The organism is Pseudomonas sp. R43(2017) (genome assembly GCF_002112345.1).
GTDB lineage: Bacteria > Pseudomonadota > Gammaproteobacteria > Pseudomonadales > Pseudomonadaceae > Aquipseudomonas > Aquipseudomonas kribbensis.
Map to the genome: position 1 here is coordinate 341,844 of NZ_NEHJ01000006.1, position 26,024 is coordinate 367,867.

General features: G+C 61.5%; 22 protein-coding genes, 6 tRNA genes and 1 pseudogene. 9 read left to right on the top strand and 20 right to left on the bottom strand.

Annotated elements, in window-relative coordinates; genetic code table 11:
- Nucleotides 1-12: 12 nt before the first annotated feature.
- The 6 genes from CAG02_RS19340 to CAG02_RS19365 form a co-directional block, all read right to left on the bottom strand.
- Nucleotides 13-88: transfer RNA gene (locus CAG02_RS19340), tRNA-Gly, on the bottom strand.
- 2 nt (nucleotides 89-90) lie between these two features.
- A tRNA-Glu gene (locus tag CAG02_RS19345) sits at nucleotides 91-166 on the bottom strand.
- Between the two features lie 58 nt (nucleotides 167-224).
- A tRNA-Gly gene (locus CAG02_RS19350) sits at nucleotides 225-300 on the bottom strand.
- Nucleotides 301-303: 3 nt separating this feature from the next.
- Nucleotides 304-379: transfer RNA gene (locus CAG02_RS19355), tRNA-Glu, on the bottom strand.
- 104 nt (nucleotides 380-483) lie between these two features.
- Nucleotides 484-559: transfer RNA gene (locus CAG02_RS19360), tRNA-Gly, on the bottom strand.
- A 2-nt stretch (nucleotides 560-561) separates the two neighbouring features.
- Nucleotides 562-637: transfer RNA gene (locus tag CAG02_RS19365), tRNA-Glu, on the bottom strand.
- Nucleotides 638-1,024: 387 nt separating this feature from the next.
- Here CAG02_RS19365 and CAG02_RS19370 point away from each other — a divergent pair.
- Nucleotides 1,025-1,783 (top strand): hypothetical protein, encoded by a 759-nt coding sequence (locus CAG02_RS19370; protein WP_065261849.1) that lies wholly within the window; start codon nucleotides 1,025-1,027, stop codon nucleotides 1,781-1,783.
- Nucleotides 1,784-2,373: 590 nt separating this feature from the next.
- Here the strand turns inward: CAG02_RS19370 and CAG02_RS30280 are convergent.
- The 4 genes and pseudogenes from CAG02_RS30280 to CAG02_RS19385 all read right to left on the bottom strand — a co-directional run bounded on the left by CAG02_RS30280 (nucleotide 2,374) and on the right by CAG02_RS19385 (nucleotide 6,798).
- On the bottom strand, nucleotides 2,374-3,255 hold the full coding sequence (locus CAG02_RS30280) for a methyl-accepting chemotaxis protein (RefSeq protein ID WP_371856510.1): 882 nt from the start codon (nucleotides 3,253-3,255) through the stop codon (nucleotides 2,374-2,376).
- Between the two features lie 27 nt (nucleotides 3,256-3,282).
- Nucleotides 3,283-4,335: pseudogene (locus tag CAG02_RS30285) on the bottom strand (methyl-accepting chemotaxis protein); the annotation flags it as partial.
- Nucleotides 4,336-4,443: 108 nt separating this feature from the next.
- A complete protein-coding gene (locus CAG02_RS19380; protein WP_085710958.1) occupies nucleotides 4,444-5,844 on the bottom strand; it encodes a PLP-dependent aminotransferase family protein in 1,401 nt (466 codons plus the stop codon).
- Between the two features lie 192 nt (nucleotides 5,845-6,036).
- Entirely contained in the window at nucleotides 6,037-6,798 is a 762-nt protein-coding gene (locus CAG02_RS19385) for an SDR family oxidoreductase (RefSeq protein ID WP_085710959.1), read from the bottom strand.
- Nucleotides 6,799-7,024: 226 nt separating this feature from the next.
- Between CAG02_RS19385 and CAG02_RS19390 the strand changes: the two genes are divergently transcribed.
- Entirely contained in the window at nucleotides 7,025-8,029 is a 1,005-nt protein-coding gene (locus CAG02_RS19390; protein ID WP_085710960.1) for an NADP-dependent oxidoreductase, read from the top strand.
- Between the two features lie 63 nt (nucleotides 8,030-8,092).
- Here CAG02_RS19390 and pyrF read toward each other — a convergent pair whose 3' ends face one another.
- The gene (gene pyrF, locus CAG02_RS19395; RefSeq protein WP_162803507.1) at nucleotides 8,093-8,791 is read right to left on the bottom strand and encodes an orotidine-5'-phosphate decarboxylase; all 699 of its coding nucleotides are present in this window, start codon (nucleotides 8,789-8,791) and stop codon (nucleotides 8,093-8,095) included.
- Between the two features lie 283 nt (nucleotides 8,792-9,074).
- Here pyrF and CAG02_RS19400 point away from each other — a divergent pair, with 283 nt between their 5' ends.
- From CAG02_RS19400 to xopAW, 3 genes are all read left to right on the top strand, one after another.
- Nucleotides 9,075-9,836, top strand: a complete 762-nt coding sequence (locus CAG02_RS19400; protein WP_371320993.1) for a response regulator — start codon at nucleotides 9,075-9,077, stop codon at nucleotides 9,834-9,836.
- Complete coding sequence (locus CAG02_RS19405) at nucleotides 9,836-10,885, top strand: HAMP domain-containing sensor histidine kinase (RefSeq protein WP_085710963.1); 1,050 nt, start codon at nucleotides 9,836-9,838, stop codon at nucleotides 10,883-10,885. Before CAG02_RS19400 ends, CAG02_RS19405 begins: the two co-directional genes overlap by 1 nt.
- 109 nt (nucleotides 10,886-10,994) lie before the next feature.
- Nucleotides 10,995-11,849, top strand: coding sequence for an EF-hand domain-containing protein (xopAW, locus tag CAG02_RS19410; RefSeq protein WP_085710964.1), 855 nt, complete (start codon nucleotides 10,995-10,997; stop codon nucleotides 11,847-11,849).
- Nucleotides 11,850-12,202: 353 nt separating this feature from the next.
- On the opposite strand, the gene CAG02_RS19415 is transcribed toward xopAW, so the two are convergent.
- From CAG02_RS19415 to CAG02_RS19455, 9 genes are all read right to left on the bottom strand, one after another.
- Nucleotides 12,203-13,255, bottom strand: coding sequence for an AI-2E family transporter (locus tag CAG02_RS19415; protein WP_085710965.1), 1,053 nt, complete (start codon nucleotides 13,253-13,255; stop codon nucleotides 12,203-12,205).
- Nucleotides 13,256-13,324: 69 nt separating this feature from the next.
- A complete protein-coding gene (locus tag CAG02_RS19420) occupies nucleotides 13,325-14,131 on the bottom strand; it encodes a DUF4892 domain-containing protein (RefSeq protein ID WP_085710966.1) in 807 nt (268 codons plus the stop codon).
- A gap of 127 nt (nucleotides 14,132-14,258) precedes the next feature.
- A complete protein-coding gene (locus CAG02_RS19425) occupies nucleotides 14,259-15,113 on the bottom strand; it encodes an alpha/beta hydrolase (RefSeq protein WP_085710967.1) in 855 nt (284 codons plus the stop codon).
- A complete protein-coding gene (locus CAG02_RS19430; RefSeq protein ID WP_085710968.1) occupies nucleotides 15,110-15,916 on the bottom strand; it encodes an alpha/beta fold hydrolase in 807 nt (268 codons plus the stop codon). Before CAG02_RS19430 ends, CAG02_RS19425 begins: the two co-directional genes overlap by 4 nt.
- A 116-nt stretch (nucleotides 15,917-16,032) precedes the next feature.
- On the bottom strand, nucleotides 16,033-16,476 hold the full coding sequence (locus CAG02_RS19435; RefSeq protein WP_007957810.1) for a hotdog fold thioesterase: 444 nt from the start codon (nucleotides 16,474-16,476) through the stop codon (nucleotides 16,033-16,035).
- A 31-nt stretch (nucleotides 16,477-16,507) separates the two neighbouring features.
- Complete coding sequence (locus CAG02_RS19440) at nucleotides 16,508-18,163, bottom strand: AMP-binding protein (RefSeq protein WP_085710969.1); 1,656 nt, start codon at nucleotides 18,161-18,163, stop codon at nucleotides 16,508-16,510.
- Between the two features lie 82 nt (nucleotides 18,164-18,245).
- On the bottom strand, nucleotides 18,246-18,698 hold the full coding sequence (gene sixA / locus CAG02_RS19445; RefSeq protein WP_085710970.1) for a phosphohistidine phosphatase SixA: 453 nt from the start codon (nucleotides 18,696-18,698) through the stop codon (nucleotides 18,246-18,248).
- Complete coding sequence (locus tag CAG02_RS19450) at nucleotides 18,695-19,042, bottom strand: DUF4389 domain-containing protein (protein WP_085710971.1); 348 nt, start codon at nucleotides 19,040-19,042, stop codon at nucleotides 18,695-18,697. Before CAG02_RS19450 ends, sixA begins: the two co-directional genes overlap by 4 nt.
- 32 nt (nucleotides 19,043-19,074) lie before the next feature.
- Entirely contained in the window at nucleotides 19,075-20,100 is a 1,026-nt protein-coding gene (locus CAG02_RS19455) for an NAD(P)H-dependent glycerol-3-phosphate dehydrogenase (RefSeq protein ID WP_085710972.1), read from the bottom strand.
- Between the two features lie 256 nt (nucleotides 20,101-20,356).
- Between CAG02_RS19455 and CAG02_RS19460 the strand changes: the two genes are divergently transcribed.
- The 4 genes from CAG02_RS19460 to fabA all read left to right on the top strand — a co-directional run bounded on the left by CAG02_RS19460 (nucleotide 20,357) and on the right by fabA (nucleotide 26,014).
- A complete protein-coding gene (locus CAG02_RS19460) occupies nucleotides 20,357-22,420 on the top strand; it encodes a TonB-dependent receptor plug domain-containing protein (protein WP_371856511.1) in 2,064 nt (687 codons plus the stop codon).
- A complete protein-coding gene (locus CAG02_RS19465; RefSeq protein ID WP_085710974.1) occupies nucleotides 22,421-23,353 on the top strand; it encodes an ABC transporter substrate-binding protein in 933 nt (310 codons plus the stop codon). It begins immediately after the preceding gene.
- Nucleotides 23,350-25,251 (top strand): ATP-binding protein, encoded by a 1,902-nt coding sequence (locus tag CAG02_RS19470; protein WP_085710975.1) that lies wholly within the window; start codon nucleotides 23,350-23,352, stop codon nucleotides 25,249-25,251. The genes CAG02_RS19465 and CAG02_RS19470 overlap by 4 nt, the downstream gene beginning before the upstream one ends.
- A 247-nt stretch (nucleotides 25,252-25,498) precedes the next feature.
- The gene (fabA, locus tag CAG02_RS19475; protein ID WP_003227150.1) at nucleotides 25,499-26,014 is read left to right on the top strand and encodes a 3-hydroxyacyl-[acyl-carrier-protein] dehydratase FabA; all 516 of its coding nucleotides are present in this window, start codon (nucleotides 25,499-25,501) and stop codon (nucleotides 26,012-26,014) included.
- The last annotated feature ends 10 nt before the right edge of the window (nucleotides 26,015-26,024 follow it).

Below are 26,024 nucleotides of genomic sequence, written 5' to 3' on the forward strand. Positions count from 1 at the left end.
TTTTGTTGAATATGGAGCGGGAAACGAGACTCGAACTCGCGACCCCGACCTTGGCAAGGTCGTGCTCTACCAACTGAGCTATTCCCGCAATGGCGTCCCCTAGGGGACTCGAACCCCTGTTACCGCCGTGAAAGGGCGGTGTCCTAGGCCACTAGACGAAGGGGACAGGCTACAACTTTCACTAATAAAAACGCCGCTCATTGCGGAGCGGCGCTTCTTGAATTTGGAGCGGGAAACGAGACTCGAACTCGCGACCCCGACCTTGGCAAGGTCGTGCTCTACCAACTGAGCTATTCCCGCAAATGGCGTCCCCTAGGGGACTCGAACCCCTGTTACCGCCGTGAAAGGGCGGTGTCCTAGGCCACTAGACGAAGGGGACACGCTACCCGGAACACATGGTGTGTGTTTCGGTGTCCAGATCCGCATCCGAAGATTTGGTTCTGGTTTCACTCAGCACCGCCCGAAGGCACTGCCGTTTAAAATTGGAGCGGGAAACGAGACTCGAACTCGCGACCCCGACCTTGGCAAGGTCGTGCTCTACCAACTGAGCTATTCCCGCATTGGCGTCCCCTAGGGGACTCGAACCCCTGTTACCGCCGTGAAAGGGCGGTGTCCTAGGCCACTAGACGAAGGGGACACACTACAACATTCACTCCCTGCCGCGTTTCGCTGTGTGCTTTACGCTGCAAGTGGCGCGCATTCTATGGATGGATTGGAAGGTCGTCAACCCCCTGATATAAATTTATTTAAATCAATGACTTCGCCCTGCTTTACGAGCCGATTCGGACTTTTCCGTCGCCCGACGATTGACGCCTATATTCCGACACTCGCCAAGGCGTTATAGTCCACGGCACAGGTGATGGCAATCTGTACCCCAAGGGCCAGCATTTATATAAGCAGGCTTGCGGCCGATACAGATGAAGCTTCGCTGATCCAACCCGTCGAGCGGCGCTAGGCTCCCATATGCCGAGCTACTACACTCGCACGCGAACCCTATTAAGAGGTCTTACCGGTGACACCACTCATGATCACCCTGCTAGTCATAGCCGGGATCGCAATCTTGATCGCCATTGGCTACATGAACCATGTGGTGGAGAACACCAAACTGGAGAAGGCTCGCACCAAGGTCGAACTCAACGACCGCCTGCGCCGCTGTGGCGAACTGACCGAAACCTTCCCCGGCCAGTTCATGACCCCGGCCCTCAAGCTGTTGATGACCCGCCTGGAACTGAACGTCTGCCAGCGCCTGCTGAATCTGGAAAAAACCAGCGCCACCACCAAGGCCCGCATCACCGAACTGAGCGCCCTCGTCGCCCAGGGCGAATCGATCCCGGTCAACAACCCGCCGGCGCCGATCCAGACCGAAGCCAAGGCCAAAGACGTGCGCTTCCTCCTCGAAGCCCTCCACGGCCAGATCACCCGCGCCGCCCAGGACGGTTTCCTGCCACCGAACGAAGCCAAGCACTGGATCCGTGAAGTGCGCCATATCCTGGTGCTGCTGCACATCGAGTTCTTCAACAACCTCGGCCAGCACGCCCTGCAACAAAACCAGCCAGGCCAGGCCCGGCTCGCCTTCGAACGCGGCGTGCAATACCTGCGCAAACAGCAGGATCCGCAGATCTACGCCGAACAACTCCAATACCTGGAAAAACTCCTGGCCCGCGCCAACGCCCAGGTCATGGACAAGATCGCCCCGGTCGAAGGCGAAGAAAACCAGCTGACTGCCGGCCTCAAGGATGTCGAAGCGGATGCGGACTGGAAGAAAAAAGTGATTTACGACTGAGTGCAGATGTTGAGAGAAGCCACCGAGAGGTGGCTTTTTTATTGGCTGCTGGAAAGATCAAAATCAAAAGCGCCCTCATCGGAACGCCGCCCGCCTACCCCTCCCGACACGTCGGACCGCCCGTAGGGAGAGGGGGCCGACCGAGGTGTTTGAGTGAAGTACGCCGACGTGAGATACCGAGGTGAACTCAGGTCTTAAAAGCCCACATCCCGCACCTGCTTTGGCTTTGGCTTTCACCACTCAACACGATGAGCGTTAGCTCGAGTACCGCTTTTGACGTACCGGCCCCATCGGAAGGCTGAGTGGAGGGATTTATCCGGGGGTGGGCGCGCAGCGCCGTTTGGCGAAGCCAAACACATCGAGAGGAGGTGCAGCGAAGCAAACCGTAGGCGATGCCCCCGGATGAATCCCGGAGCGAAGGAACACCGAGCCAAAGCGAGGTGCCGAACGCAGGGGCCCAGACCTTTGCTTACTTTGGGGCGTTTGCCAAAGTGAGCCGCTGTAAGAGCGGAACCGCCAGCAGCAACACCCGAAGGAACGGATATTCACAAAGAACACCCAGAGCCTGGTCGGCCCAAAGGCCGCCAAGGTCAAAGCCGAAAGTGCCCCACCATCCCCCGCAACTCACTCCCCAGCTGCGCCAGCTCAACACTCGAAGCCGCATTCCCGCGCATCGCAATCGAAGACTGATCCGCACTAGCCCGAATACTCGTCACACTGCGATTGATCTCCTCGGCCACCGAACTCTGCTCCTCGGCCGCCGCTGCAATCTGCTGATTCATCTGCTGAATCAACGAAACCGCCGCCGCAATACTCCCCAGCGCACTTTCAGTCTGCAATGCATCACTCACCGCCAGCTTCACCAGCTCGCCACTGCTCTGAATCTGCTGCACCGACGAATGCGCCGCCGAGCGCAAGGCACTGACCAGTCGCTCGATCTCTTCGGTCGACTGCTGCGTACGTCGGGCCAACGCCCTGACTTCATCGGCGACGACCGCAAAGCCCCTGCCCTGCTCGCCCGCCCGCGCCGCTTCGATCGCGGCGTTGAGCGCCAGCAGATTGGTCTGCTCGGCGACGCTTTTGATCACCTCGAGCACCGTGCCGATGTTCTGGATTTCTGCGCTCAGGCTTTCGATGCTCGAACTGGCCGACGTCGCCGAATCCGCCAGTTGCTCGATCCGCGCCATGCTCTGGCGCACCACCTGCTGACCGCTCTCGACCTTGCCGTCGGCGGTCTGCGCCGCAAGTGCGGCTTCTTCGGCATTGCGCGCCACATCATGGACGGTGGCGGTCATCTGGTTCATGGCCGTGGCAACCTGCTCGGTTTCCTCTTTCTGGCTGCTGACTTCCAGGTTGGTCTGTTCAGTCACCGCCGACAGCGATTGCGCGGAACTGGCCAACTGTTCAATGCCTGCCTGCAACCCGCTGACGATGCTGCTGAGGCCCGCGCCCATCTGTTGCATGGACTGCATCAACTGGCCGATCTCGTCACGACGAGTCACTTCCACCGTAGCACTCAAATCACCGGCGGCGATCCGCTGAGCGACAAGCATCACGCTGCGCAACGGCGCGACGATCAACCGGGTGATCACCCACGCCGCAATCAGCCCGACCAGCAGCGCCAGCGCCGACGAGCCGATGATCAGCACCGAGTTCTTCTTCAGCTCACCCTGCATCGCGACGTCCTGGGCGACATAGGCCTGATCGACCCGCTCCACTACCTCAGCGGCACGCTGATGCAGTTGCTCGTAGACGGTTTTTTCCTGAGCCAGAAGGCCGGTGTACTCGGCGAGCTTGTCGTTGAAACCGGCGATGTGCCCTGACACTTCATTGAGAACCGTCAGATAGCCTTCGTCCTTGACCGTGGATTTCAGTTGTTCGGCTTGCGTCTGGGCCTGGGCGGCCTGTTCGATGTTGCCCTTGGCGCTGTCATCACCCTTGCGACTCTGATCCAGCCTTACCCGCGCCTCGTTCATGGCTTGCAGCATCAGGCGCGAGACCTGGCTGACCTGACTGGCCTGCTCGATGAACTGCGCCCCGTCCTTGCCCTCGCTGTCTTTCAGCGTATAGGCGCCGTCATCGGCGAGCCCGGCCTGCAGGACATCGAGGTTGTTGGCGACGCTGGACACCGACCAACTGGCCATTTCCAGCGCCAGATCCTTGGCCTGGGTCAGCGACACGAACTCATCGAATGCCTTGCGATATGCGCCCAGAGACTGCTGGACATCGTTCATGACCGACTCATTGCCCGGCGATTGGGCCTTGAGCTGATCGGCCATGGCGACCAGGCCATCCACACCCTCGTGCAAGGCATCGGCGGTTTTCGGATTGCCGTGCAGGGCGTAATCCTGCTCCAGCAGGCGCACTTTCAGCAGGCCACTGTTGAGCGAGGACATCTGTTTTAGCCCGTCGAAGCGCTGACTGATGGTCTGCAGGGACCAGACGCCGATGGCCGCCACCAAGGCAGTCAGCAGCAATACCAGCACAAACCCGATACCCAGTTTTTTCGCCATACCGAGGTTGGCAAAACGTCCTTGCACGGCCGAAATCATTGCGCGTAGTCCCCTGCCAAAGTCTGTTGCCGAAGAGTCGCAACGGCCATGAACCAGCACAAGACTCTGGCGTCGGAATAATGGCAAAAAGCTAGGCCTGCGTCGTTTTCAGAACACTTGAGGTCGATCCACGGCCGTACTGCGAAAGAATTGCCGCGCCCTCGGATCGCAAGCATAGGCCACATTGATCCGCTGCCAGTCACTGGCTTCACCACTGGGACTGAAGGAAGAAGCGCATGCCAATTGCACACCATGATGCAAGGCCTGCCTGCGCAGGTGCTCATCATTCGTCAGCGGCGAACGGGCCCAGATGAACAGCCCGCCGGTGGGTTTGCCGAACACCTCCCAATCGGCATCCTCCAGCGCCTGCAGGGCCGCCGCGCGATCGATATTGAGCCGCTGGCGCTGGCGCTGCACCAGTTTGCGATACGCACCGCTGGCCAGCAGCGCCGCCAGAACGGCCTCGCTGAACCTTGAAGTGCCCATGCAACTGATCATCTTGACCCGCGCCAGTTGCTCGATCACCTCGCGGCTGGCCGACACGAAGCCTGCCCGCAACGAGCTGCTCAGTGTCTTGGAAAAACTGCCGACGTAAATCACCCGCCCGTCTTCATCCAGTGCCGCCAGGCGCGTGCCGCTGCCGTTATGCAGATCGGCGTAGACGTCATCTTCGATCAGCAGCAGGTCGTAGATTTTGCTCAATTGCAGAATGCGCCGCGCCACGGCCGGCGCCAGACAGCTCCCCGTGGGGTTGTGGTGGTGACTGTTGATGAACAGCGCTGCCGGCCGGAACTGCCGCAACAACGCCTCGAGCGCCTCGAGGTCAGGCCCGCCAGGCGTGCGGCGAACCTCCAGCATGCGCACGCCGTGCAGCCGCAAGAGATCGAACAGCGGCGCATAACCCGGCGTTTCCACCACCACACAATCCCCCGCCCGGAACAGCGTGCGCACGATCAGATCGAGCCCGTGGCTGGCGCCGGCCGTCGTCAGCACACAATCTTCATCGGCGGTGATATCGAGCATTCCCAGCCGTTTGACAATCTGTTCGCGCAGCGCGGGGAGCCCGAGGGGCGTGTTGTAGTTGAACAGGCTGGCCATGTCGGTGCGGGCCACCTGACGGATCGCATAGGCGAGATCATCGGACTCTCGCCAGCTCTCCGGCAAAACCCCGTCACCCAGTTTCAACCCGCCGCGCCAATGCGGATCCGTATCACAGCCATGGCGTTCGCCCTCGAAAGCCGGACTGTCGAACGACTTGCAACACGCCGGCAATGTGCTTGAGACCATGAACCCCGCCCCTTGCCGCGAGGCGAGAACACCCTGTGCCACCAGACGTTCGCAAGCCTCCATGACGTACGACTGGCTGAGCAGATTCAATCGCGCAATCTGTCGAATGGATGGCAGGCGCGTGGCAGGCGGCACCTGTTCCTGCACGATCCACTTGATCAATCCATCCACGATCTGCTGTACGACCGGCACCATTGCCTGTCGGTCAATTCTCAATTCCATGAGTGCACAAACTCCTGTCCGTTTTGCCCGCAGCAGTAAATCACAGCCGCGCCGGTCAGGCTGTGCGACAAAGACGTCAAAAGCCACCCTTCTAACTATTTGAAACACATTGTTTATCAATGACATGGAACCGGGCACAGACGAAAAGACCCGCTGTCGGGCGGGTCTTTTCCTGCATTAACAGATGCCTTTTCAGAACGCGGTCACGCCTCCGTCCACGGCCAGCGAATGGCCAGTGGTGAACGCGGCGCCATCGCTGCACAGGTACAGCACGGCGCTGGCAATTTCCTCGACCTTGCCGATGCGACCCACCGGATGCATGGCGTTGGCGAATTCGCCTTTTTTCGGGTCGGCCTCGTAGGCGCGACGGAACATGTCGGTATCGATCACCGCCGGGCATACCGCGTTGACGCGGATTTTCTTCTTGGCGTACTCGATGGCGGCCGACTTGGTCAGACCGATCACCGCATGCTTGGAGGCGGCGTAGATGCTCATCTTCGGCGCAGCACCCAGCCCAGCCACCGACGCGGTGTTGACGATCGCCCCGCCGCCCTGGGCCAGCAGCAACGGCAACTGGTACTTCATGCACAGCCAGACGCCCTTGACGTTGACGCCCATGATCGCGTCGAACTCATCCATCGAGCCCTCGGCCAGTTTGCCCTTCTCGATTTCGATCCCGGCGTTGTTGAAGGCATAGTCGAGACGGCCGTAGGTCTTGATCACCTCGTCCATCAGATTTTTCACTTCGCTTTCGACGGTCACGTTACAGCGCACGAAGGTCGCTTCGCCGCCGGCTGTACGAATCAGCGCCACGGTACCTTCGCCCCCGGCGGCATCCAGATCGGCGACCACCACTTTCAGACCTTCGGCGGCGAATGCCTGGGCGGTCGCGCGACCGATACCGTTGGCGGCGCCAGTGACGACGGCGACCTGACCGGAAAACGTCATGCTCATTGTTATGTCCTCGAATGCGGGGGATTGATGAAGGCAGCATAGCCACAGCCACCTCCCCGGCGGCAGCACTATCAGACGGCCGTTTGACCACCCATGAATCGCAGTGATGAACCCGTGCGGGCCACTATCACCCTGCTTGATCGGCCTGCATTCGCCTCGTCAGCCAACCTTGCGGCATCGCCGAGGACGGTCTATCAACAAGGCTTCATCCCGTTGAGTGCCTGTCATGACTAACCAGACCAATCGCCAGTTCCTGCTCGCCAAACGCCCGGTGGGCGCCGCCACCCGCGAGACATTCACCTATCAGGAAGTCCCGGTCGGCGAGCCGTCGGCAGGGCAGATTCTGGTCAAGAACGAATACCTGTCCCTCGACCCGGCCATGCGCGGCTGGATGAATGAGGGCAAGTCCTACATCCCGCCGGTGGGTCTGGGCGAAGTCATGCGCGCGTTGGGCGTAGGCAAAGTCGTCGCGTCAAACAATCCGGGGTTTGCCGTCGGTGACTACGTCAACGGTGCCATTGGCGTGCAGGATTATTTCCTTGGCGATCCAAGAGGTTTCTACAAGGTCGATCCGAAACTGGCACCGCTGCCGGTTTATCTGTCCGCATTGGGCATGACCGGCATGACCGCCTACTTCGCCCTGCTCGATGTCGGCGCACCGAAGGCCGGGGACACTGTGGTGCTGTCCGGTGCCGCGGGCGCGGTCGGCAGCATCGCCGGACAGATCGCCAAGATCAAAGGCTGCCGGGTGGTCGGTATTGCCGGTGGGGCGGACAAGTGCAAGTTCCTGATCGATGAACTGGGCTTTGACGGCGCCATCGACTACAAGAGTGAAGACGTGCTGGCCGGCCTTAAACGCGAATGCCCGAAAGGCGTGGACGTGTATTTCGACAACGTAGGCGGCGATATCCTCGACGCGGTGCTCAGCCGTCTGAACTTCAAGGCCCGCGTGGTGATCTGTGGCGCCATCAGCCAGTACAACAATAAAGAGGCGGTCAAAGGCCCGGCCAATTATCTGTCGCTGCTGGTCAACCGCGCGCGCATGGAAGGCTTCGTGGTGATGGATTACGCGGCGCAGTACGCCAGCGCCGCCCAGGAAATGGCCGGCTGGATGGCCAAGGGGCAGCTCAAGAGTAAGGAAGACATCGTAGAAGGTCTGGAAACCTTTCCGGAAACCCTGGGCAAACTGTTCAGCGGCGAGAACTTCGGCAAACTGGTGTTGAAGGTCTGAAAACAAATCTGAAACAAAGAAGGGAGCCATCAGGCTCCCTTCTTTGCATCTTCAGCTGTTCGCTCAGGCCAGTTCGGCAACCACCGCAGCCAGGGCCTTGGCCGGATCCGCCGCCTGGCTGATCGGACGGCCGATCACCAGATAATCGGAACCGGCATCCAGCGCCTGACGCGGGGTCAGGATACGACGCTGGTCGTCCTGGGCGCTGCCGGCCGGACGAATGCCCGGCGTCACCAACTGCAGCGACGGATGCGCGGTTTTCAGCGCCGTGGCTTCCAGCGCCGAGCACACCAGACCGTCCATCCCGGCCTTTTCGGCCAGCGCTGCCAGGCGCAGCACCTGCTCCTGCGGCTCGATGTCCAGACCGATACCCGCCAGATCCTCACGCTCCATGCTGGTCAGCACGGTCACGCCAATCAGCAACGGCTGCGGGCCGCTGCGCTTGTCCAGCTCTTCACGGCAGGCCGCCATCATGCGCAGACCACCGGAGCAGTGAACGTTGACCATCCACACGCCCATCTCGGCAGCGGCCTTGACCGCCATCGCCGTGGTGTTGGGAATGTCGTGGAATTTCAGATCGAGAAAGACTTCAAAACCCTTGTCGCGCAGGGTTCCGACGATTTCCGAGGCACAGCTGGTGAACAGTTCCTTGCCCACTTTGACCCGGCACAGTTTCGGGTCCAACTGGTCGGCCAGCTTCAGTGCGGCGTCACGGGTGGGGAAATCCAGGGCGACGATGATAGGAGTCTGGCAGGCGGACATGGATGGGCTCTCAGGCAAGTCGAAATCGGCGCGCATTGTAGCGGAACCGGCGGCGGCGCGGCACCCGATGATCGGTAAATCGTCGCGCCGGACGTGATCAGCATAGCCTTGCAAGGTATTGTGTCGAAGCCGATACACAACCGACACGCCGACAACATGCGCCCGCGCTAGCCTCGCCAGCCGCAACAAGTCCTTACAGCAGCCCTTCCCGCCTCACGGCCGGACGCCTATGCTGAAACCACAACCTCGCAGCCTATCTTTGTGGTTGGCGGCTTACTGGCAGATGAACAGCCTCATGCACAACTCCCAAGTCTCCGTGAATGAAGAGCAGAAAGACGACAAGCGCTGGAGCATCCGCGCCCTGATCGTCGACGACGATGTGCCGATCCGCGAACTGATGATCGACTACCTGGCCCGTTTCAACATTCACGCCAGCGGCGTCACCGACGGCGCGGCCATGCGCCAGGCGATGCAGGCCGAGCATTTCGACGTGGTGGTGCTCGACCTGATGCTGCCCGGCGAAGACGGTCTGTCGCTGTGCCGCTGGCTGCGCGCGGAATCGGACATCCCGATCCTGATGCTCACCGCCCGTTGCGAACCCACCGACCGCATCATCGGCCTGGAACTGGGTGCCGATGATTACATGGCCAAACCGTTCGAACCTCGGGAACTGGTAGCACGCATCCAGACGATTCTGCGCCGGGTGCGCGACGACCGCACCGAACAGCGTGCGAACATTCGCTTCGACAACTGGCGCCTGAACAGCGTCCTGCGCCAGTTGATCGCAGACGATGGCTTGGTGGTGCCGCTGTCCAACGCCGAATTCCGCCTGCTCTGGGTGTTCATCGAACGACCGCGCCGGGTGCTCAGCCGAGAACAGTTGCTGGACGCTGCCCGTGGTCGCTCGATCGAGGCCTTCGACCGCAGCATCGACCTGCTGGTCTCGCGCCTGCGACAAAAACTCGGTGACGACCCGAAAGCCCCGCAGTTGATCAAGACCGTACGCGGTGAGGGTTACCTGTTCGACGCACGGGACATCGGCTGATGCGGGGGCGCTTCGACACGCTGTTCGGCCGCCTGTTTGGCGTGCTGTTCGTGGCGATCGTCCTGGCGCACCTGCTGGCTTTCGCCTGGTTCCACCATTACGGCCCGCCTCCCCCCCCTCCGCCGCCGGAGTTTTCCCAGGGCGTCGAAGGACAACGTCCGCCACCGGAACCGCGCTTCGCCCATCGACCGCCGCGCCCCTGGTTCGGCGGGCCGCTGGTGCCACTGACCTTTCAGTTCATCTCGCTGATGATCGCTGCATGGTACGGCGCCAAACTCCTGAGCCGCCCGATCCAGCGTCTGAGCGACGCCGCCGAACGCCTCAGCGAAAACCTCGACAGCCCGCCGCTGGAAGAGTCCGGTCCGCGCGAGGCCCGGCAGGCGGCCCATACCTTCAACCTGATGCAGCAGCGGATTCGCGAACAGGTTCAGCAGCGCGCGCGCATGCTCGGCGCCGTGTCCCATGACCTGCGCACGCCACTGTCGCGGCTGAAACTGCGCCTGGAAAAAATCGACGACGACAAACTCCAGGGCCAGATGCGTCAGGACCTGAACGACATGATCGGCATGCTCGACGCCACCCTCACCTACCTGCACGAACAACGCACCAGCGAAGCACTGCAGATGATGGACGTGCAGGCACTGGTCGAATCCCTGTGCGAGAACGCCCAGGATCAGGGCGCCGACGTGCAGGTCAGCGGCCATTGCGCGCCCCTGGCGGTTCAGCCAATGGCCCTGCGCTCGTGCATCAACAACCTGATGGACAACGCCTTGCGCTACGCCGGGCAAGCACACATCGAGCTGCAGGATCAGCGCGAACACCTGCTGATCCGCGTCATCGACCGCGGCCCGGGCATCGCAGCGGACAAACGTGAAGCCGTGTTCGAGCCGTTTTTCCGCCTGGAAGGCTCGCGCAACCGCAACTCCGGTGGCGTCGGCCTGGGCATGACCATCGCCCGGGAAGCCGCGCAACGCCAGGGTGGCCAGTTGAATCTCGAAGAGACGCCCGGCGGCGGCCTCACTGCCGTGATTCGCCTGCCACGACTGTAAGCCCGACTGTGTACCGTCCGGTACAAAACCCATATACCTGCGACACCTCACGCCTTGAGTCTGCAAGCGCCGGTTCATGAACCGGTTTTCCATTACAAGGAGTGAGCCCATGATCGGTAGCGTCAGCAACTACACGAGCTATACCAGCACCAGCAGCACTTCCACACAAAACGCCCGCAGCCAGCAACTGCAAAAGGAACTGTTCGCCAAACTCGACAGCAACGGCGACGGCGCGGTGGATCAGGACGAACTGAACAGCGCCCTGTCGCAAAAATCCAGTGACGGGTTGCTGGTCAACCTGAGCAAACAATTCGGCGAACTGGACAGCGACAGCAACGGCAGCCTCAGCGCCGAAGAAATGGCCGCGATGGCCCCACCGCCACCACCCGACCACAACCAGGCCCCCGACACCGACCTGGCCGACGCCCTGATCAAGGCCCTCGACACCGACGGCGACGGCGCCATCAGCAGCGACGAACTGAGCAGCGGCCTGACCAGCGCCGGCAGCACCGCCGACAGCAGCAAAATCTTCTCCGCCCTGGACAAGAACAAAGACGGCGTCGTCAGCCAGGACGAACTCACCGCCAGCCTCACCCCGCCACCGCCACCACCCCGGGTTTCCAGTGACGAACTGTTCAGCCAGCTCGATGCAGACGGCGACGGCAATGTGACGGCGACCGAGTTGAGCAGCGCATTGCAGGCCAGCGACAGCACCTCGTCCTCCAACAGCGACACCAGCGCGGCGCTGCTCAAAGTGCTGGATAGCGACAGCAGTGGTGGCGTGAGCAGTGATGAGTTGAAAGCCGCGTTACAGGCGGGACGCCAGCGTCCGAGCGATGAACAGACCGCCAGTACCACTCAAACCACGACCGAAGCGTTGAACCGGATGATTGCCAATCTGAGCAAGCAGTATTCGCTCGGTAGTACGGCGTCGGTGGGCAAGTATTTGAATGTGGCGACGTGAGGTAATCCAAAAACAGGATGAGCGTTAGCTCGACAACGCTTTTGATCTTGATCCACCCGCCCCTTCGGAAGGCTGAGTGGAGGTGTTCATCCGGGGATTGGCACGTAGTGCCGTGCGGCGAAGCCGAACTCATCGACGAAGTCGATGCCCCCGGAGGGACACCGGAGCGAAGGAACCCGAGCCTGCGAGGGCCGAACGCCGGGGCGAGCGTTTTTTTGCTTACTTTTTTGAGGCGTTTGTCAAAAAAGTGAGTCGCCGTAAGGGCGAAACCATAAGCCGCCGTTACCGAAGAAACGGATATGTACACAGTAGATCCAAAGCCTGGCCGGCCCAAAGGCCGCCAAGGCCCACCATCAACGCCGATCCTCAACCCGAACCTGACTCTTGCTCCAATCCGTCAACAAACTATAAGCCACCGCCAAAAGCGTAGGCCCGATAAACAACCCGATAAACCCGAACGCAATCAACCCGCCAAACACCCCGAGCAACACAATCACCAGCGGCAGATTCCCGCCACGGCTGATCAGATACGGCTTGAGCACGTTGTCCACGCCACTGATGATGAACGTCCCCCAGATCCCGAGAAACACCGCCATCCCGTACTCGCCCTTCCAGGCCAGCCACGCCGTGGCCGGAATCCACACCAGCGGCGGCCCCATCGGAATCAGGCTGAGCAGGAACGTCACGATTCCCAGCACCAGTGCCCCCGGTACCCCGGCAATCAAGAATCCGATCAACGCCAGGATCGCCTGCGCTGCCGCCGTACCGATCACCCCGTTGACGACCCGCTGCACCGTACCGGCCACCAGTTCGATGTAATACCCGGCACGATCGCCGATCAACCGTTCCAGCAGGCTGTGCACGAACGCCGCCAGCCGCGGCCCGTCACGGTAGAAAAAGAACACGAAGACAATGCTCAGGGTCAGCTCGAGAATCCCGCCGCCGATCTGCGCACTGCGCGCCAGCAGCCAGTTGCCCACCTGCCCCAGATAAGGCTTGAGCGACACCATCAACGCCGCCCCCTGCTGATCGACACTGTTCCAGAAACCGACCAGCCGCTCCCCCACCAGCGGAATCGTGCCGAGCCAGGCCGGCGCTTCCGGCAGGCCATCGACCTGCACATCCTTGATGAACACGGTGGCATCGCGCACGTGATCGGCCAGGTTGAACCCCAGCCAGACCAGCGGTGCCGCCACCAGCAGCATCCAGCCCAGGGTCAAGATGCTTGCCGCCAGTGATTCGCGTCCGCCGAGCCAGCGCGTCAGCAGGCGCATCAATGGCCAACTGGCGAACGCCAGCACCGCGCCCCAGAACAGCGCCGACCAGAACGGTGCCATCACCCAGAAACTGGCGCCGAACAACACCAGCAACAGGATCTGCACCAGCAGACGATCATTATTGGGCATGTGAAATCTCGAAAAAGTCAGTCAGGCAAAGAGTAGGCGAACACGCCGGGCGTGTCCGCCGCAGACACCTTATCGCAACAAATCGATGCGCAGGCCGACGCCTTCGACACTGCCGGTCTCCATACGTGCGGCCCGCACACCCTGCGTGATCAGTGCCTGACGCCAGGCTTCGGCCTTGAGCCCGGAAACCGTCACCCGCAACGTCGTGTCGAGGTTCAGGCCACGGGACAGCAGACGCAGCCAGGTGTCATCCGGATCGTCAGCCAGTTTCGGCAATTTCAGCTCGCCGGTGTCTTTCAACTGGCGCAACAGGGTCGCCGATGTCGGCAGCAACTCACCCAACGGCGTGGCGGCCTCGAACTGCTCGACATGCAGATAGGCTTTGCGATTGCCGCGAGTGATGCTGTAAAGCGCCACCAGCGTATTGTCGCGAGGTGCCGCGAGCCTCAGCAGCAGATAGGCCTGTTGCTCGTCGGCGCCATACAGCTTGGCGTTGCCGAAGACCTCGTTGGCCCACAGGCTGCTTTCACCGCAATCCCTGGCCTGACACCAGAACAACAGCTCGGCGTCCTGTTTTTGCAGGGCCTCGCGGGCGACGGTGAAGGCTTCATTGGCGGAATGTTCGGGCGGCAGTTCGTAGGTGACCGAGGTGGTCTGCCCACGGGCGCCGACCTGACCGTCGAAACGCAACTGGCCGCTGATCTTGCGGATCGAGCCCATCGGGTATATCCGCTCCAGCTCCACGGGAGGGCGATAGTCGACGATCTGCGCATCGGCCAGACGCGGCACGATCGGCAGATCCTGACTGCCCGGCAGGTCGGCAGCGAGCAACACGGGACTGAAACAGCACAGCGCCAGCAGACTGAAAGATCGCATGGACAGGCTCATCGGATCGGCATGGCCGGGGCGCCTTTCTGGCTATTCGGGTTCGCAGCGGTGTAGAAATCCATTGTGGTTGTCTCCCATTTCAACCCGCCCAGCCTCGACAGTTGCCCGGGGCAAGTCAAGGAATGGCGAAGAACCGATTGAAACAGTCTGCGACAAGAACCGCACCCGACTCGTCGTTCAGGTGCAGATGGTGCCCGCCCGGCAGCTGTTCCCGACTAAAGGGTAGACGCTCCAGCAGCTCGGGGTGTTTGGCCAGCATGCCGTCGGCCGCCACCACCAATTGCGTCGGACAGGCAATGCGCTGGATGAAGGCCATCGCCTGCTCCTGAGTCAGACGCAGCGGCGATGGCAGGGTCAGACGGTTGTCGGTGCGCCAGGTGTAACCGCCGGGCACCGGCATCAGGCCGCGTTGCGCCAGCAGTTCGGCGGCTTCACGGCTGACCGCCACCAGGCCTTTCATGCGCACTTCGATGGCCCGGTCGAGGGTCGCGTAGACCGGTTTGCGTTTTTCCCGCAAATCAAGCTGTGCCTGCAGTGCCATGCCCATGCGTTCGGCGGCGTTTTCGCCTTTATCCGTAGGAGGAATCACCCCGTCGATCAGCGCCAGATGGGTGATGCGCTCCGGCAACGACCCCGCCAGCACCAGCGAAACGATCGCCCCCAGCGAATGCCCGAGCAGGCCGAAGCGCTGCCAGCCCAGTTGTTCGGCGACTTGCAGCACGTCATGGGCGTAATCCCACAAGGCGTAACCCGCGCCGACCGGGCGATGCCCCGAATGACCATGACCGGCCATGTCCAGCGCAACAATGCGCAAGCCTTTGAGCTTCGGCGCCAGGCGAGCGAAGCTGTTGGCATTGTCCAGCCAGCCATGCAGGGCAATCACCGGCAACCCGTCTTCCGGGCCGAAAATGTGTGCCGCCAGCTCGATATGCGGCAGGCTCAGGCGCACTTCTTCGACCGACGGGCTCATGCGCAATCCTTGTGCTGGCGGTTTTCCCAGCGACTGAACAGGTTTTTCAGCAACTGCGCGGTGTCCTGCGGCCGCTCAAGGGGAAACATGTGACCGCCGGGCATCGTCAGCGACTCGCCCTGAGGCAGACGGCCGACGAACCGGGTGTGATGGTTCATCACCACGCGACTCTTGTGCCCGCGCACCACCGCCAGCGGAACCTGAAGCTGCCGGGTCCGCCCCGGACTGGTGTGCGGCACACCGCGATAGATGCTGATTTCGGTGGCCGGATCGAAGCGCAGGCGCAACTTGTCGCCGACCTTGTGCAAGCCATGTTGCAGGTAGGCGTCGAAGCATTCTGGATCGAATCCGCGGAACAGGGTCTTGCCGGCAAAGTAGCTGCGGGCACTGTCGAGGTCGGCGAACTCTTCGCGCCGCCCCAAGGTGCGACCGGCCGGGGTGAGTTTGTCGATGAAGCCAAAGCGCTTGGCTGCGCGGATTACCCAGCGATCGGTGCGGGTCAGCACCGGCGAATCGAGCATCACGACTCCGCGATACAGCTCAGGGCAACGCAGTGCGGCGTGCAGGTGCAGCATTCCGCCGAAAGAATGGCCAACGCCCCACACCGGCTCGTCCTGCTGTTGCAGGTGATGGATCAGCTCGTCCACCAGGTGGTACCAGTTGTCACCCGCCGGAAAACGCGGATCGTGTGCATGCTGCTCCAGATGCGTCACCCGGAACTCGGGCTCCAGCGCCGAGAACAGCTTGCCGTAGGTGCCGGAAGGGAAACCGTTGGCGTGGGCGAAGAAGATCGGTTGCGACATACGGGTAAATCCATGGGCGGTAAACGTGGCGTTGATTGTCCGTAAGACCGCGCTTCACAGCAATGACCGTAACTGCCAGGAATGATGACAGTCCGGTCAGGGCTATGACGGATCGGTCAGCGTGCCGGCGGCTGCTCGCCCAGCGGCACCACGGCCATGGTCAGCCGCGACACGCAACTGGCCTTGCCTTCATCGCTGGTCAGGCGGATGTCCCAGACATGGGTCGTGCGGCCGATGTGAATCGGCTTGGCCACCGCCGTCACCCGGCCGCTGCGCAGGCCGCGCAGGTGGTTGGCGTTGATCTCCAGCCCCACGCAATAGAACTTGCTGGCATCGATGCACAGGTAACTGGCCATCGAGCCGACGGTCTCGGCCAGCACCACCGAGGCGCCGCCGTGCAGCAGGCCGTAAGGCTGATGGGTGCGATGGTCGATGACCATGCTGGCCGTCAGCGACTCCTCGTCGAAGGACTCGAAGCGGATGTCCAGCACTTCGCCGATGGTGTTTTTCTGGATTGCGTTCAACTGCTCGATGTTCGGAGTGGTGCGCCACAAGGTCATCGCAGGCTTCCTTTGTTGTTTTGATCGACGCTCAATCCTGCCACAGCACCGCCTCGCTGCGCTCGCTCCATTCTTCGAAGCGCGCGCCGTAAGTGTCTTCGATCACGTTGCGCTTGATCTTCAGGGTCGGCGTGAGGAAGCCGTTTTCCACCGCCCAACTGTCCTTGACCACCACCAGACGACGCAACCGTTCGTGCTTGTCGAGCACGGCGTTGACCTCCTCCAGCAGCTTTTCCAGGCTCGAATGCAGTTGCGGCCGTGCGTCTTCATGCCCGGCTGCCGAGATCACACACAACCCCAGCGGTGCACTCAGACCATCGCCGACCACGCAGACCTGCTCGATTCTTGTATGCACGGCGAGACGGTTTTCGATCGGCGCCGGTGCGACGTATTTACCCTTGCTGGTCTTGAAGATTTCCTTGAGCCGCCCGGTCAGGCGCAAACGGCCTTCGGCGTCCTGCTCGCCCTTGTCGCCGGTGCGCAGGAAGCCGTCGGCGGTCAGGGTCTCGGCGGTTTTCTGTGGTTCCTTGAAATAGCCCAGCATGTTGGCCTGGCTGCGCACCTGCACTTCGCCGGACTCGTCGATGCGCACCTCGACGTCAGGACATGGCCGGCCGATCCAGCCTTCCTTGTATTGCCCCGGCAGGCAGATGTGCGAATAGCCGCAACTCTCGGTCATGCCGTAGACCTCCAGCACGTCGAGCCCGAGCTTCTGATACCAGCGCAACAAGGTCAGCGGCACCGGCGCTGCACCGGACAGGGCCACGCGCAAGGCATCGAGGCCCAATCCGGCCAACACCTTGTGGCCGATCCGTTTGCCGATGAAGGGCAGACCCAGGAGAAAATCCAGACGTTTCGCCGGGATCTTGCTGTAGACGCCCATCTGGAATTTGGTCCAGATCCTCGGCACGCCAAACATCGCCGTTGGCCGCGCCCGTCTCAGATCGTCGAGAAAAGTATCGAGACTCTCGGCAAAGAACACCGTCTGCCCGGTATAGATCGACGCCAGCTCGACGAACATCCGTTCAGCCACATGGCACAGCGGCAAATAGGACAGCAGCCGATCGTTTTCATTGAGGCCGAACAATTGCGTGCCGCGAGTCGTTGCGAACCCTAGGTTGGCAAAACTGTGCATCACGCCTTTGGGCAGGCCGGTGGTGCCGGAGGTGTAAATGATGGTCGCCAGTTGTTCGGCGGCAGGTCGCGGATCGTCCTGGATCGGTGAATAACGTTGCAGGTCGCCCCAGTTGAAATCGAACTCGCCCGGTGGATGCAGCGGCAAGCTGATGGTCGGCAGATTCGTCGGCACACCCACCGACATCCCCGGCCAGTCATCCAGTTTGCCGACGAACGCCAAGACGCTTTCGGAATGGGTGAGGACCTGATTGACCGAGTCGGCCGTGAGGTTGGGATAGAGCGGCACGGAAACATGCCCGGCCATCCAGATCGCCAGGTCGGCGATGATCCAGTGCGCGCAGTTTTTCGAGATCAGGGCAATGTGGCTGCCCTGGGGCAACTCCCGGGAGCGCAGCCAGTGTGCGGCGCAGCGGGCCTGATGGCCTACATCGGCCCAGGTCAGCGTCTCGACCTGACCACCGCCGACGGGTTGCACCAGAAAGCGTTGGCGCGGGTGCCGGGCCTCGCGCTCGTAGAACACGTCCAGCGGCAATCGAAAAGCAGCAGACATGCGACTCGCTCCTTTCTTTTTGGGATGGAGCAAGCGTAGTCAACCAAGCAAGTGCTTGGTTGACTATTTCATACAAAAAATTTCACGGATGCTTGAGGCTGTTGAGTGTCATCGAGCCGATCAGCAGCTCGCTGTGCTCAAGCTCGGCGAGCCCGGCAGTACTGACCTTTTCCGGCGGATAACCGGCGCCGTGTTGCAGGTAGCTGAGCAGATGCCCGACCAGCGGATTGTGGCTGACCAGCAGCACGTTGCTCACCGACACCAGTTGCTCGGCGACGCGGTCCGGATCGACTTCCGGTGTCAGCCATTCGACCGTGCGGATCTCCGGCTCGAACCCCAGCGCCTCGCGCACCAGCTGCGCAGTCTGCTGCGCCCGCAAGTACGGACTGGCGTATATCGCCGTCAGTGGCTGGCCCATCAATCGGGCGGCGCTGCTGAGCACTTCCTTGCGGCCGTGAGCGGTCAGTTCCCGCTCCGAATCGGGGCGCGAGCCATAGGGCTCGGCCTCGCCGTGACGCAATACCCAGAGTTTCATAGCTTGGGTTCCTCATCCCGGGCCGGATGCGGTGCCGGCGCGACGACGTGTGGCGCTTCACCTTCCGGGGTACGCGGCGCCGGCCAGTCGGCGAACGGCCAGGGTTTCTGGTCGCTGTGAAAACTGCCGAACCGGCCGATCTGGGCCAGGAACTGGCTCAGGCTGTCGCCGAAATTCATCAGACCGGCGCTCGGGGCGCCATAGATCAAACGATAGATCAACTGCACCAGCACCACCGCGCCGAGGATGAACTGCGCCACCTGCCAGACCACGATGTAGACGATCATCCACAACACCCGCAGCAGGATGGATTCGTACTTGGCTTCGGTTTTCGGATCGTTCATGTCTAGCTCCCCTGCCCTGAAATAAAAGGCAATCAGTTGAAACCACTGGTGGAAATGAAGTCGACGTCGGTCTTCGGCTCGGCGCGCATCAACAGGCCGATCACCTGTTCCAGCGTGCGCCCTTCGAACAGGATCGCGTGGAGCCCGGCGACCAGCGGCATATACACCCCGACCTCCTGGGCCTTGGCCTTGAGCACTTTGAGGGTGTTGACCCCTTCAGCCACTTCACCAAGGCGCGACACCGCTTCGTCGAGGCTCAAACCCTGACCGAGGGCGAAACCGACCTGATAGTTGCGGCTTTTCGGCGACGAGCAGGTGACGATCAGGTCGCCCACCCCGGCCAGACCGAGGAAGGTCATCGGGTTGGCGCCCTGATTCACCGCAAACCGGGTCATTTCGGCCAGGGCGCGAGTGATCAGCATGCTCTTGGTGTTCTCGCCCATCTCCAGCGCCACCGCCATGCCGGCAATGATCGCGTAGACGTTTTTCAGTGCGCCGCCCAGCTCCACGCCGAAGCGATCTGCACTGGCGTAGACGCGGAAGGTGCGACCATGCAATGCGGCCTGTACTTCTTTGCACAGTTCTTCGTCTTCACTGGCGACCACCGTGGCGGTCAGCGCGTGCTCGGCGATCTCCCGCGCCAGGTTCGGCCCGGACAGCACGCCGATGCGCGCCTGCGGGGCGATTTCTTCGAGGATCTGGCTCATCAGTTTGAAGGTGTGGGCTTCGATGCCCTTGGTCAGGCTGACCAGCATCTTGCCGCTCAGGCGCTCGGCATGCGCCGCCAGTACCGTGCGCAGTGCACTCGATGGCAACGCAACAAAGCACAACTCGCAGGCATCGAGGGTTTCCTGCAGGTCAGTGACGGCCTTCACGCCCGGCAGAATCTTGATGCCCTTGAGATAACGCGGGTTCTCGCGATTGACCCGGATGGCCTCGGCCTGTTCGGGGTCACGCATCCACTGCCGGACTTGATGGCCGTTCTCGGCCAACAGATTGGCCACGGCGGTACCGAAACTTCCGCCTCCCAGGACCGCAATCGGGCGCTGTTCAGTCATATGTAATCCGTTAATCCATACCAGTGGCGATGCGGGCATTATACGGAGCGGCCCCTTCTCGGACAGCCCCGGCGTCAATTACCCGCACTTGTAGGAAGAAGACCAATAAAACCGAGGAAAATGCCCGCAACGTGACTGGAAAAGTCACTGTCCTCGGTTAACATGCGCGCCAATTCTTTGCTATCAAGGCTGCGTCGTGTTTTCTGGCACTCCCTCCCCGCGTTCGTCCCTGCTGCTGGCGCTGCTGTTCAGCCCGATGTTGCTGGCGGACGACCTGTTTCTCGACGGCGAGGCCTTGCCCCAGATTCTCACGGCCACGCGCCTGAAACAGTCACCAGCGGAAGTCCCCGGCAGCATGACCGTGATCGACAGCGAACTGATCAACGCCAGCGGTGCCCGGGACATCAGCGAATTGCTGCGCCTGGTGCCCGGGATGATGGTCGGCAACATCAGCGGCAATCAGGCGGTGGTGAACTATCACGGCACCAACGCCACCGAAGCGCGGCGCATGCAGGTGCTGATCGACGGCCGCTCGGTGTACCGCGCCGGCCTGGCCACGGTGGACTGGAGCGACATCCCGGTGGCCATGGAAGACATCGAACGCATCGAAGTCTTTCGCGGCCCGAACACCGTCAGTTACGGCGCCAACGCGCTGATGGCGGTGGTCAACATCATCACCCGCAACCCGGCCGACAGCCACGGCACTCGGCTGAAAATCACCCGTGGCCAACGGGGCATCAACGACTTCTATGCCAGCCAGGGAACGGGCTGGAACGGCGGCGACCTGCGTCTGTCGCTGTCGGGCCAGGAAGATGACGGCTTCGACAGCGACCGCACCGGCGCCGATTACCGCGACAGTCGCCGCTTGAACCGCTTCAGTCTTGCGGTCAGCCAGACCCTCAGCGACAACCAGAGCGTGGACTGGCAGCTCAACGCCAAGGACGGGACCAACCAGCGGCCTTACACCTATCGCCCGGTGTTCTCGGGGATTACCGCTGCCGGGAATAATTCCGACGTGATCGCCAAGGATTACGCCGGTTCGGTTCGCTGGAACCTGGACATCAACCCCGACCACAGCCTTTATGTACAAGGCTCGGCGCAACACTGGGACCGCCAGCAGACCTGGCGAGCCTGCGACGCCGAGGTGTCGTTCAGCCCACAGTTGACCGAACTGTGGCAACTGAACCCCAATTACACCGAACAACTGGCGCGCAACATCACCCGCTACACCGGGCCCGGTGCCGCCCCCGGCACGCCAACGGAAATGGCTCTGGCCAATCAGGTGCTCGATCAATGGCGTAACGGCGCCAGCCGGACCCTGTGCGGCGACATCGACCAGAGTGCCCGGGAATCGCGCTATGACCTGGAGTTGCAGGACACCCTCAGTCTGTCCGACAGTCTGCGTCTGGTCAGCGGCCTGAACTATCGTTACGACCGGGCCGATTCCGAGACCTATTTCAACGGAACCCTGGACGACACCACGTGGCGCGCCTTTGGCCAACTGGAATGGCGCGCCAGCGAGCACTGGCTGTTGCAGGGCGGCGCCATGTTTGAAAACACTCAGTTGATCGGCAGTTCGCTGACGCCCAGGTTTGCCGTCAATTACCTGATCAACCCGCGCCACAGCCTGCGTGCGGTGTACTCGGAAGCGATCCGCTCGCCGGACATGTTCGAGAACAACGTCAACTGGAGTTATCAGGTGACCAACCTGCGCCCCTCTGCCTATGGCCAGTCTTCGGCCCGTTACTTCGTCAAGACCCGGGGCCCCGGCGATCTGGACCAGGAACACATGCGCTCGCGGGAACTGGGCTACAACGGCTTTTTCCCGGAATGGGGCCTGGCGCTGGATGTGAAGCTGTTCTACGACGAAATCACCGGGATGATCAGTGAACCACTGCGCAACAATCAGTACATCGCCAGCAACGCCAACGATTCACGCTTTCGCGGCACCGAAACCCAGCTGGACTGGCGCCTGAGTGCGGCCGATCGACTGCGCCTGACTTACGCCTACGTCGACGCTGAGGCAAGCAACCCGCTGGACCAGCAGTTCACCGCGCGCAACAGCGGCTCGGCCGGCTGGCTGCACGATTGGGGCCAGGGCTGGAACAGTGCCCTCTTCTATTACGGCGACAATGCACTCAACGGCTATCGCTTCGAGCGGGTCGACACGCGCATCGCCAAACGCATCCCGCTGGGCAAGGCTCAACTGCAACTGGCCGGGGTGCTGCAACAGCGTCTGGACAATGAGCCAACCACGTTCGTCGACAACAATTACGACGAACGCCGGGTGATGTACTTCAGCGCCGAGCTGGAGTTCTAGATGCGTTACGCCATGTCACGAAAGATGCCAACGGCCGCCCAATGGCTGGCGGGGCTGTGTCTGTTCGTGACTGCCTGGCTGCACGGCGTGGCGGTACAGGCGGCCGACATTCTGCTGACCGGCGCCGAGGAAAGCCCCGGCGTGCAATCGTTCGTCCAGGCCCTGAGCGAACTGCGTCCCACCGATCGCGTGCATTTCCAGCCACTGGCGAGCCTGCCGGCACCGGGCAAGCTGCCGTCCAGCCTGCGCCTGATTCTGCTGGACCTGCCGAGCCTCGACTGGCGCATGCAGGAACCCCAGGGGCCGGCGACGCTGGTCCTGCGCATCAGCCGTTTGCAGGCCAGGCAACGCTTCGGCAGCGCGCAACCGCCGCATTTGAGTCTGCTGTGGAGCGATCCGCCGCTAAGTCGCCAGTTACAACTGATCCGACGGATCCTGCCTCAGGCTCAGCGAGTCGGCGTGCTGTTCGATCAGCACAGCGAGTTCCTGCTCAAGGAACTGCAATCGGCCGCCCAACCGCTGAAGCTGCAAATCGTCCCGCAGCGCTGGGACAACACCCACGACAGCCGCCCCTTGCAGACCGTACTGAAGAACAGCGATGTGTTGCTGGGTCTCGACGACCCTGACCTGTACAACCCGAGAACCGCGAAGAACCTGCTGCTCAGCAGCTATTCGCGGCAACTGGCGCTGATCGGTCCGAACGTCTCGTTCGTGCGCGCCGGCAGCCTCGCCAGTACTTACAGCGACCAGAGTGACTGGCTGACGGTGCTCGACGAATTGCTCGACCGCCCACCGGCCGCCTGGCCGAGAGCGCTCTATCCCGGGCGTTTTAAAGTTTCAAGCAATGCGCAGGTGGCTCGTTCATTAGGAATAGAGCCGATGAATGAAGCGTCTGTTGCCGCAGAGCTGGCCGAAGGAGAGCGCCGCCCATGATTTTCCGCCGTTGGGACATCAATACCCGCACCCAGTTGATCAGCCTGGGTCCTGCGCTGTTGCTGACCTTGCTGTTGATCAGTTTTTTCACCTTCGTGCGCATCCAGGATTTGCGCCAGGAGCTGAATCACACTGGCCAACTGATCGCCAACCAGCTCGCGCCCGCTACCGAGTACGGGGTGATTTCCGGCAACAACGAGGTGTTGGAAAGCCTGCTGAAAGCCACACTGGCCACGCCCAATGTGCGCTTTCTCGAAATCCAGGACAGCGCCAACCGGATTCTGGCGTATGTCGAACAACCATCGGATACGCACAAACGCCCGCATCAGGTCGAAGTGTTCCAGTCACCGGTGCGGCTGCAACGGATTGCCTTGCACAATGATTTCTTTCAGGACGGCAAGACCAATAACGGCGGTGCCAGCGAGGATTATCTGGGGCGGGTGATCGTCGGCCTTTCCAACGATGCGTTCAGTCAGCGCCAACAGGAAATCCTGCTCAAGGCCGGGATCCTGGCGCTGTTCGCCCTGCTCTTCACCTTCGTTCTGGCGCGTCGCCTGGCCGGTAGCCTGTCGCAGCCGATCCGCGACATTGGCAATGCGGTCAAGGCGATTCAGGACGGCGACTACAAGACGCCGTTGCCGATTGTCGATGACACCGAGCTGGGGGCCTTGTCGCAGCACATCAACAATCTGGCCCAGGCGCTGGAACAGGCCAGTCGCGAACAGCACCAGGCCATGGCGCAACTGATCCAGACTCGTGAAGAGGCGGAAAAGGCCAACAACGCCAAGTCGGACTTCCTGGCCATGATGAGCCATGAACTGCGCACGCCAATGAACGGTGTCCTGGGCATGCTGCAATTGCTGGAAACCACGGAGATGACCGAGGAGCAGATCGAGTACGCGGCGCTGGCTTCCGAGTCCACCGAGCATTTGCTCAAGGTGATCAACGACATTCTGGATTTCTCGCGCATCGAGCGTTCGGAACTGGAGCTGGAGCACATTCCGTTCAACCTCGCCGACCTGATCGGCGCTTGCGCGCAATCGTTCCAGCACAGCGCTGCACAGCGTGGCCTGGAGTTGCAACTGCGGATTCCCGAAGACCTGCGCGGTTTGCAGGTACAGGGTGACCCGACGCGGATCCGGCAGATTCTGGTCAATCTGGTGGGCAATGCGCTGAAGTTCACCGAACAGGGGCGCGTCAGCATCGAGGCGCAGTGGCAGTCGCTGGATCACGAATTGCTGTGGTTCACCTGCTCGGTGCGCGACAGCGGCATCGGGATTTCTTCGGAAAGCCTGGAATTGATGTTCAACGCGTTCCAGCAGGCCGACAGCTCGATTTCGCGTCGTTATGGCGGGACCGGTCTGGGCCTGCCGATCGCCCGCACCCTGGCCGAACGCATGGGCGGCACCTTGCGCGCACAAAGCGAAGAAGGTCGCGGCTCGGTGTTTACCCTGGAAATTCCGCTGGCTCTATATAAGCAGGCATTGCCGATGCTCGCAGCGCCGCGCGCAATCGATGGCAATGCTCACGGCGAAGGCCGCAATGTCCTGCTGGTGGAGGACAACCCGGTCAACCAGACCGTGATCGAGGCCATGCTGCGCAGCCTGGGCTTCACTGTAAGCGTCGCCACCGATGGCATGCAGGCTGTACGCAGTGCCGGAGGCAGTCGTTTCGAGGCTATCCTGATGGACTGCCGTTTGCCGATCATCGACGGTTACGAAGCGACCCGACAGATCCGCCGCCTGCCCGGCTGCGGCCATGTGCCGATCATCGCCCTGACGGCCAACGCCTTGCAGGGCGACCGGGAAAACTGCCTGTCGGCGGGCATGAACGATTACCTGGCCAAGCCATTCAAACGCAATGACCTGCAGCAGATTCTGCAGCGCTGGGTGCAGTAGAGAGGCCCTTTCGAGCATCTGCGACTGGCGTGAAAAGCGAAAGTGCGGCAGTCTTAGGCACCCGAACGAGCCTCAAAAGGGGCTTGAATAAAAATTTCAGTGCACAAGTGTACATTCATGTCCTTGGTGCTGTGACTTTCACCACAACGCAATAGTCTATGAGTAGGCTGCCGGTTCGAGGCATGAACGCGTCGATCGGTCGGGAAGATTTGCCCCACCTGCCGCATGGGATTATTGAGGAGCTCGCATGACCAAACAAAACGCCTTTACTCGGGAAGACCTGCTGCGCTGCAGTCGCGGTGAGCTGTTCGGCCCAGGTAACGCGCAACTGCCCGCCCCGAACATGCTGATGGTGGATCGCATCACCCTGATCAGCGAAGAAGGCGGCAAGTACGGCAAAGGTGAATTGGTCGCCGAGCTGGATATCAACCCTGACCTGTGGTTCTTCGCTTGCCACTTCGAGGGCGATCCGGTGATGCCGGGCTGCCTGGGTCTGGACGCCATGTGGCAACTGGTCGGTTTCTTCCTGGGCTGGCAAGGCCTGCCGGGCCGCGGCCGTGCGCTGGGTTCGGGCGAAGTGAAATTCTTCGGCCAGGTCCTGCCGACCGCCAAGAAAGTCACTTACAACATTCATATCAAACGCGTCCTGAAGGGCAAGCTGAACCTGGCCATCGCCGACGGTTCGGTGACTGTCGACGGTCGCGAAATCTACACCGCCGAAGGCCTTCGCGTCGGCGTGTTCACCTCCACTGACAACTTCTAAGGGTTATTCG

Excerpts from the sequence above, each read along its gene's own strand:
- CAG02_RS19385 (WP_085710959.1), bottom strand. The coding sequence starts at position 6,798 with ATGAGCATGACGTTTTCCGGTCAGGTCGCCGTCGTCACTGGCGCCGCC.
- CAG02_RS30280 (WP_371856510.1), bottom strand. The coding sequence starts at position 3,255 with ATGCAGTCCATGCAACAGATGGGCGCGGGCCTCAGCAGCATCGTCAGC.
- CAG02_RS19440 (WP_085710969.1), bottom strand. The coding sequence starts at position 18,163 with ATGTCTGCTGCTTTTCGATTGCCGCTGGACGTGTTCTACGAGCGCGAG.
- pyrF (WP_162803507.1), bottom strand. The coding sequence starts at position 8,791 with ATGTCCGCCTGCCAGACTCCTATCATCGTCGCCCTGGATTTCCCCACC.
- CAG02_RS19435 (WP_007957810.1), bottom strand. The coding sequence starts at position 16,476 with ATGACCTTGTGGCGCACCACTCCGAACATCGAGCAGTTGAACGCAATC.
- CAG02_RS19380 (WP_085710958.1), bottom strand. The coding sequence starts at position 5,844 with ATGGAATTGAGAATTGACCGACAGGCAATGGTGCCGGTCGTACAGCAG.
- CAG02_RS19470 (WP_085710975.1), top strand. The coding sequence starts at position 23,350 with ATGATTTTCCGCCGTTGGGACATCAATACCCGCACCCAGTTGATCAGC.
- CAG02_RS19425 (WP_085710967.1), bottom strand. The coding sequence starts at position 15,113 with ATGAGCCCGTCGGTCGAAGAAGTGCGCCTGAGCCTGCCGCATATCGAG.
- CAG02_RS19370 (WP_065261849.1), top strand. The coding sequence starts at position 1,025 with ATGATCACCCTGCTAGTCATAGCCGGGATCGCAATCTTGATCGCCATT.
- CAG02_RS19460 (WP_371856511.1), top strand. The coding sequence starts at position 20,357 with ATGTTGCTGGCGGACGACCTGTTTCTCGACGGCGAGGCCTTGCCCCAG.
- CAG02_RS19455 (WP_085710972.1), bottom strand. The coding sequence starts at position 20,100 with ATGACTGAACAGCGCCCGATTGCGGTCCTGGGAGGCGGAAGTTTCGGT.
- CAG02_RS19405 (WP_085710963.1), top strand. The coding sequence starts at position 9,836 with ATGCGGGGGCGCTTCGACACGCTGTTCGGCCGCCTGTTTGGCGTGCTG.
- CAG02_RS19420 (WP_085710966.1), bottom strand. The coding sequence starts at position 14,131 with ATGCGATCTTTCAGTCTGCTGGCGCTGTGCTGTTTCAGTCCCGTGTTG.
- CAG02_RS19415 (WP_085710965.1), bottom strand. The coding sequence starts at position 13,255 with ATGCCCAATAATGATCGTCTGCTGGTGCAGATCCTGTTGCTGGTGTTG.
- fabA (WP_003227150.1), top strand. The coding sequence starts at position 25,499 with ATGACCAAACAAAACGCCTTTACTCGGGAAGACCTGCTGCGCTGCAGT.
- sixA (WP_085710970.1), bottom strand. The coding sequence starts at position 18,698 with ATGAAACTCTGGGTATTGCGTCACGGCGAGGCCGAGCCCTATGGCTCG.
- xopAW (WP_085710964.1), top strand. The coding sequence starts at position 10,995 with ATGATCGGTAGCGTCAGCAACTACACGAGCTATACCAGCACCAGCAGC.
- CAG02_RS19450 (WP_085710971.1), bottom strand. The coding sequence starts at position 19,042 with ATGAACGATCCGAAAACCGAAGCCAAGTACGAATCCATCCTGCTGCGG.
- CAG02_RS19400 (WP_371320993.1), top strand. The coding sequence starts at position 9,075 with ATGAACAGCCTCATGCACAACTCCCAAGTCTCCGTGAATGAAGAGCAG.
- CAG02_RS19430 (WP_085710968.1), bottom strand. The coding sequence starts at position 15,916 with ATGTCGCAACCGATCTTCTTCGCCCACGCCAACGGTTTCCCTTCCGGC.
- CAG02_RS19465 (WP_085710974.1), top strand. The coding sequence starts at position 22,421 with ATGCGTTACGCCATGTCACGAAAGATGCCAACGGCCGCCCAATGGCTG.
- CAG02_RS19390 (WP_085710960.1), top strand. The coding sequence starts at position 7,025 with ATGACTAACCAGACCAATCGCCAGTTCCTGCTCGCCAAACGCCCGGTG.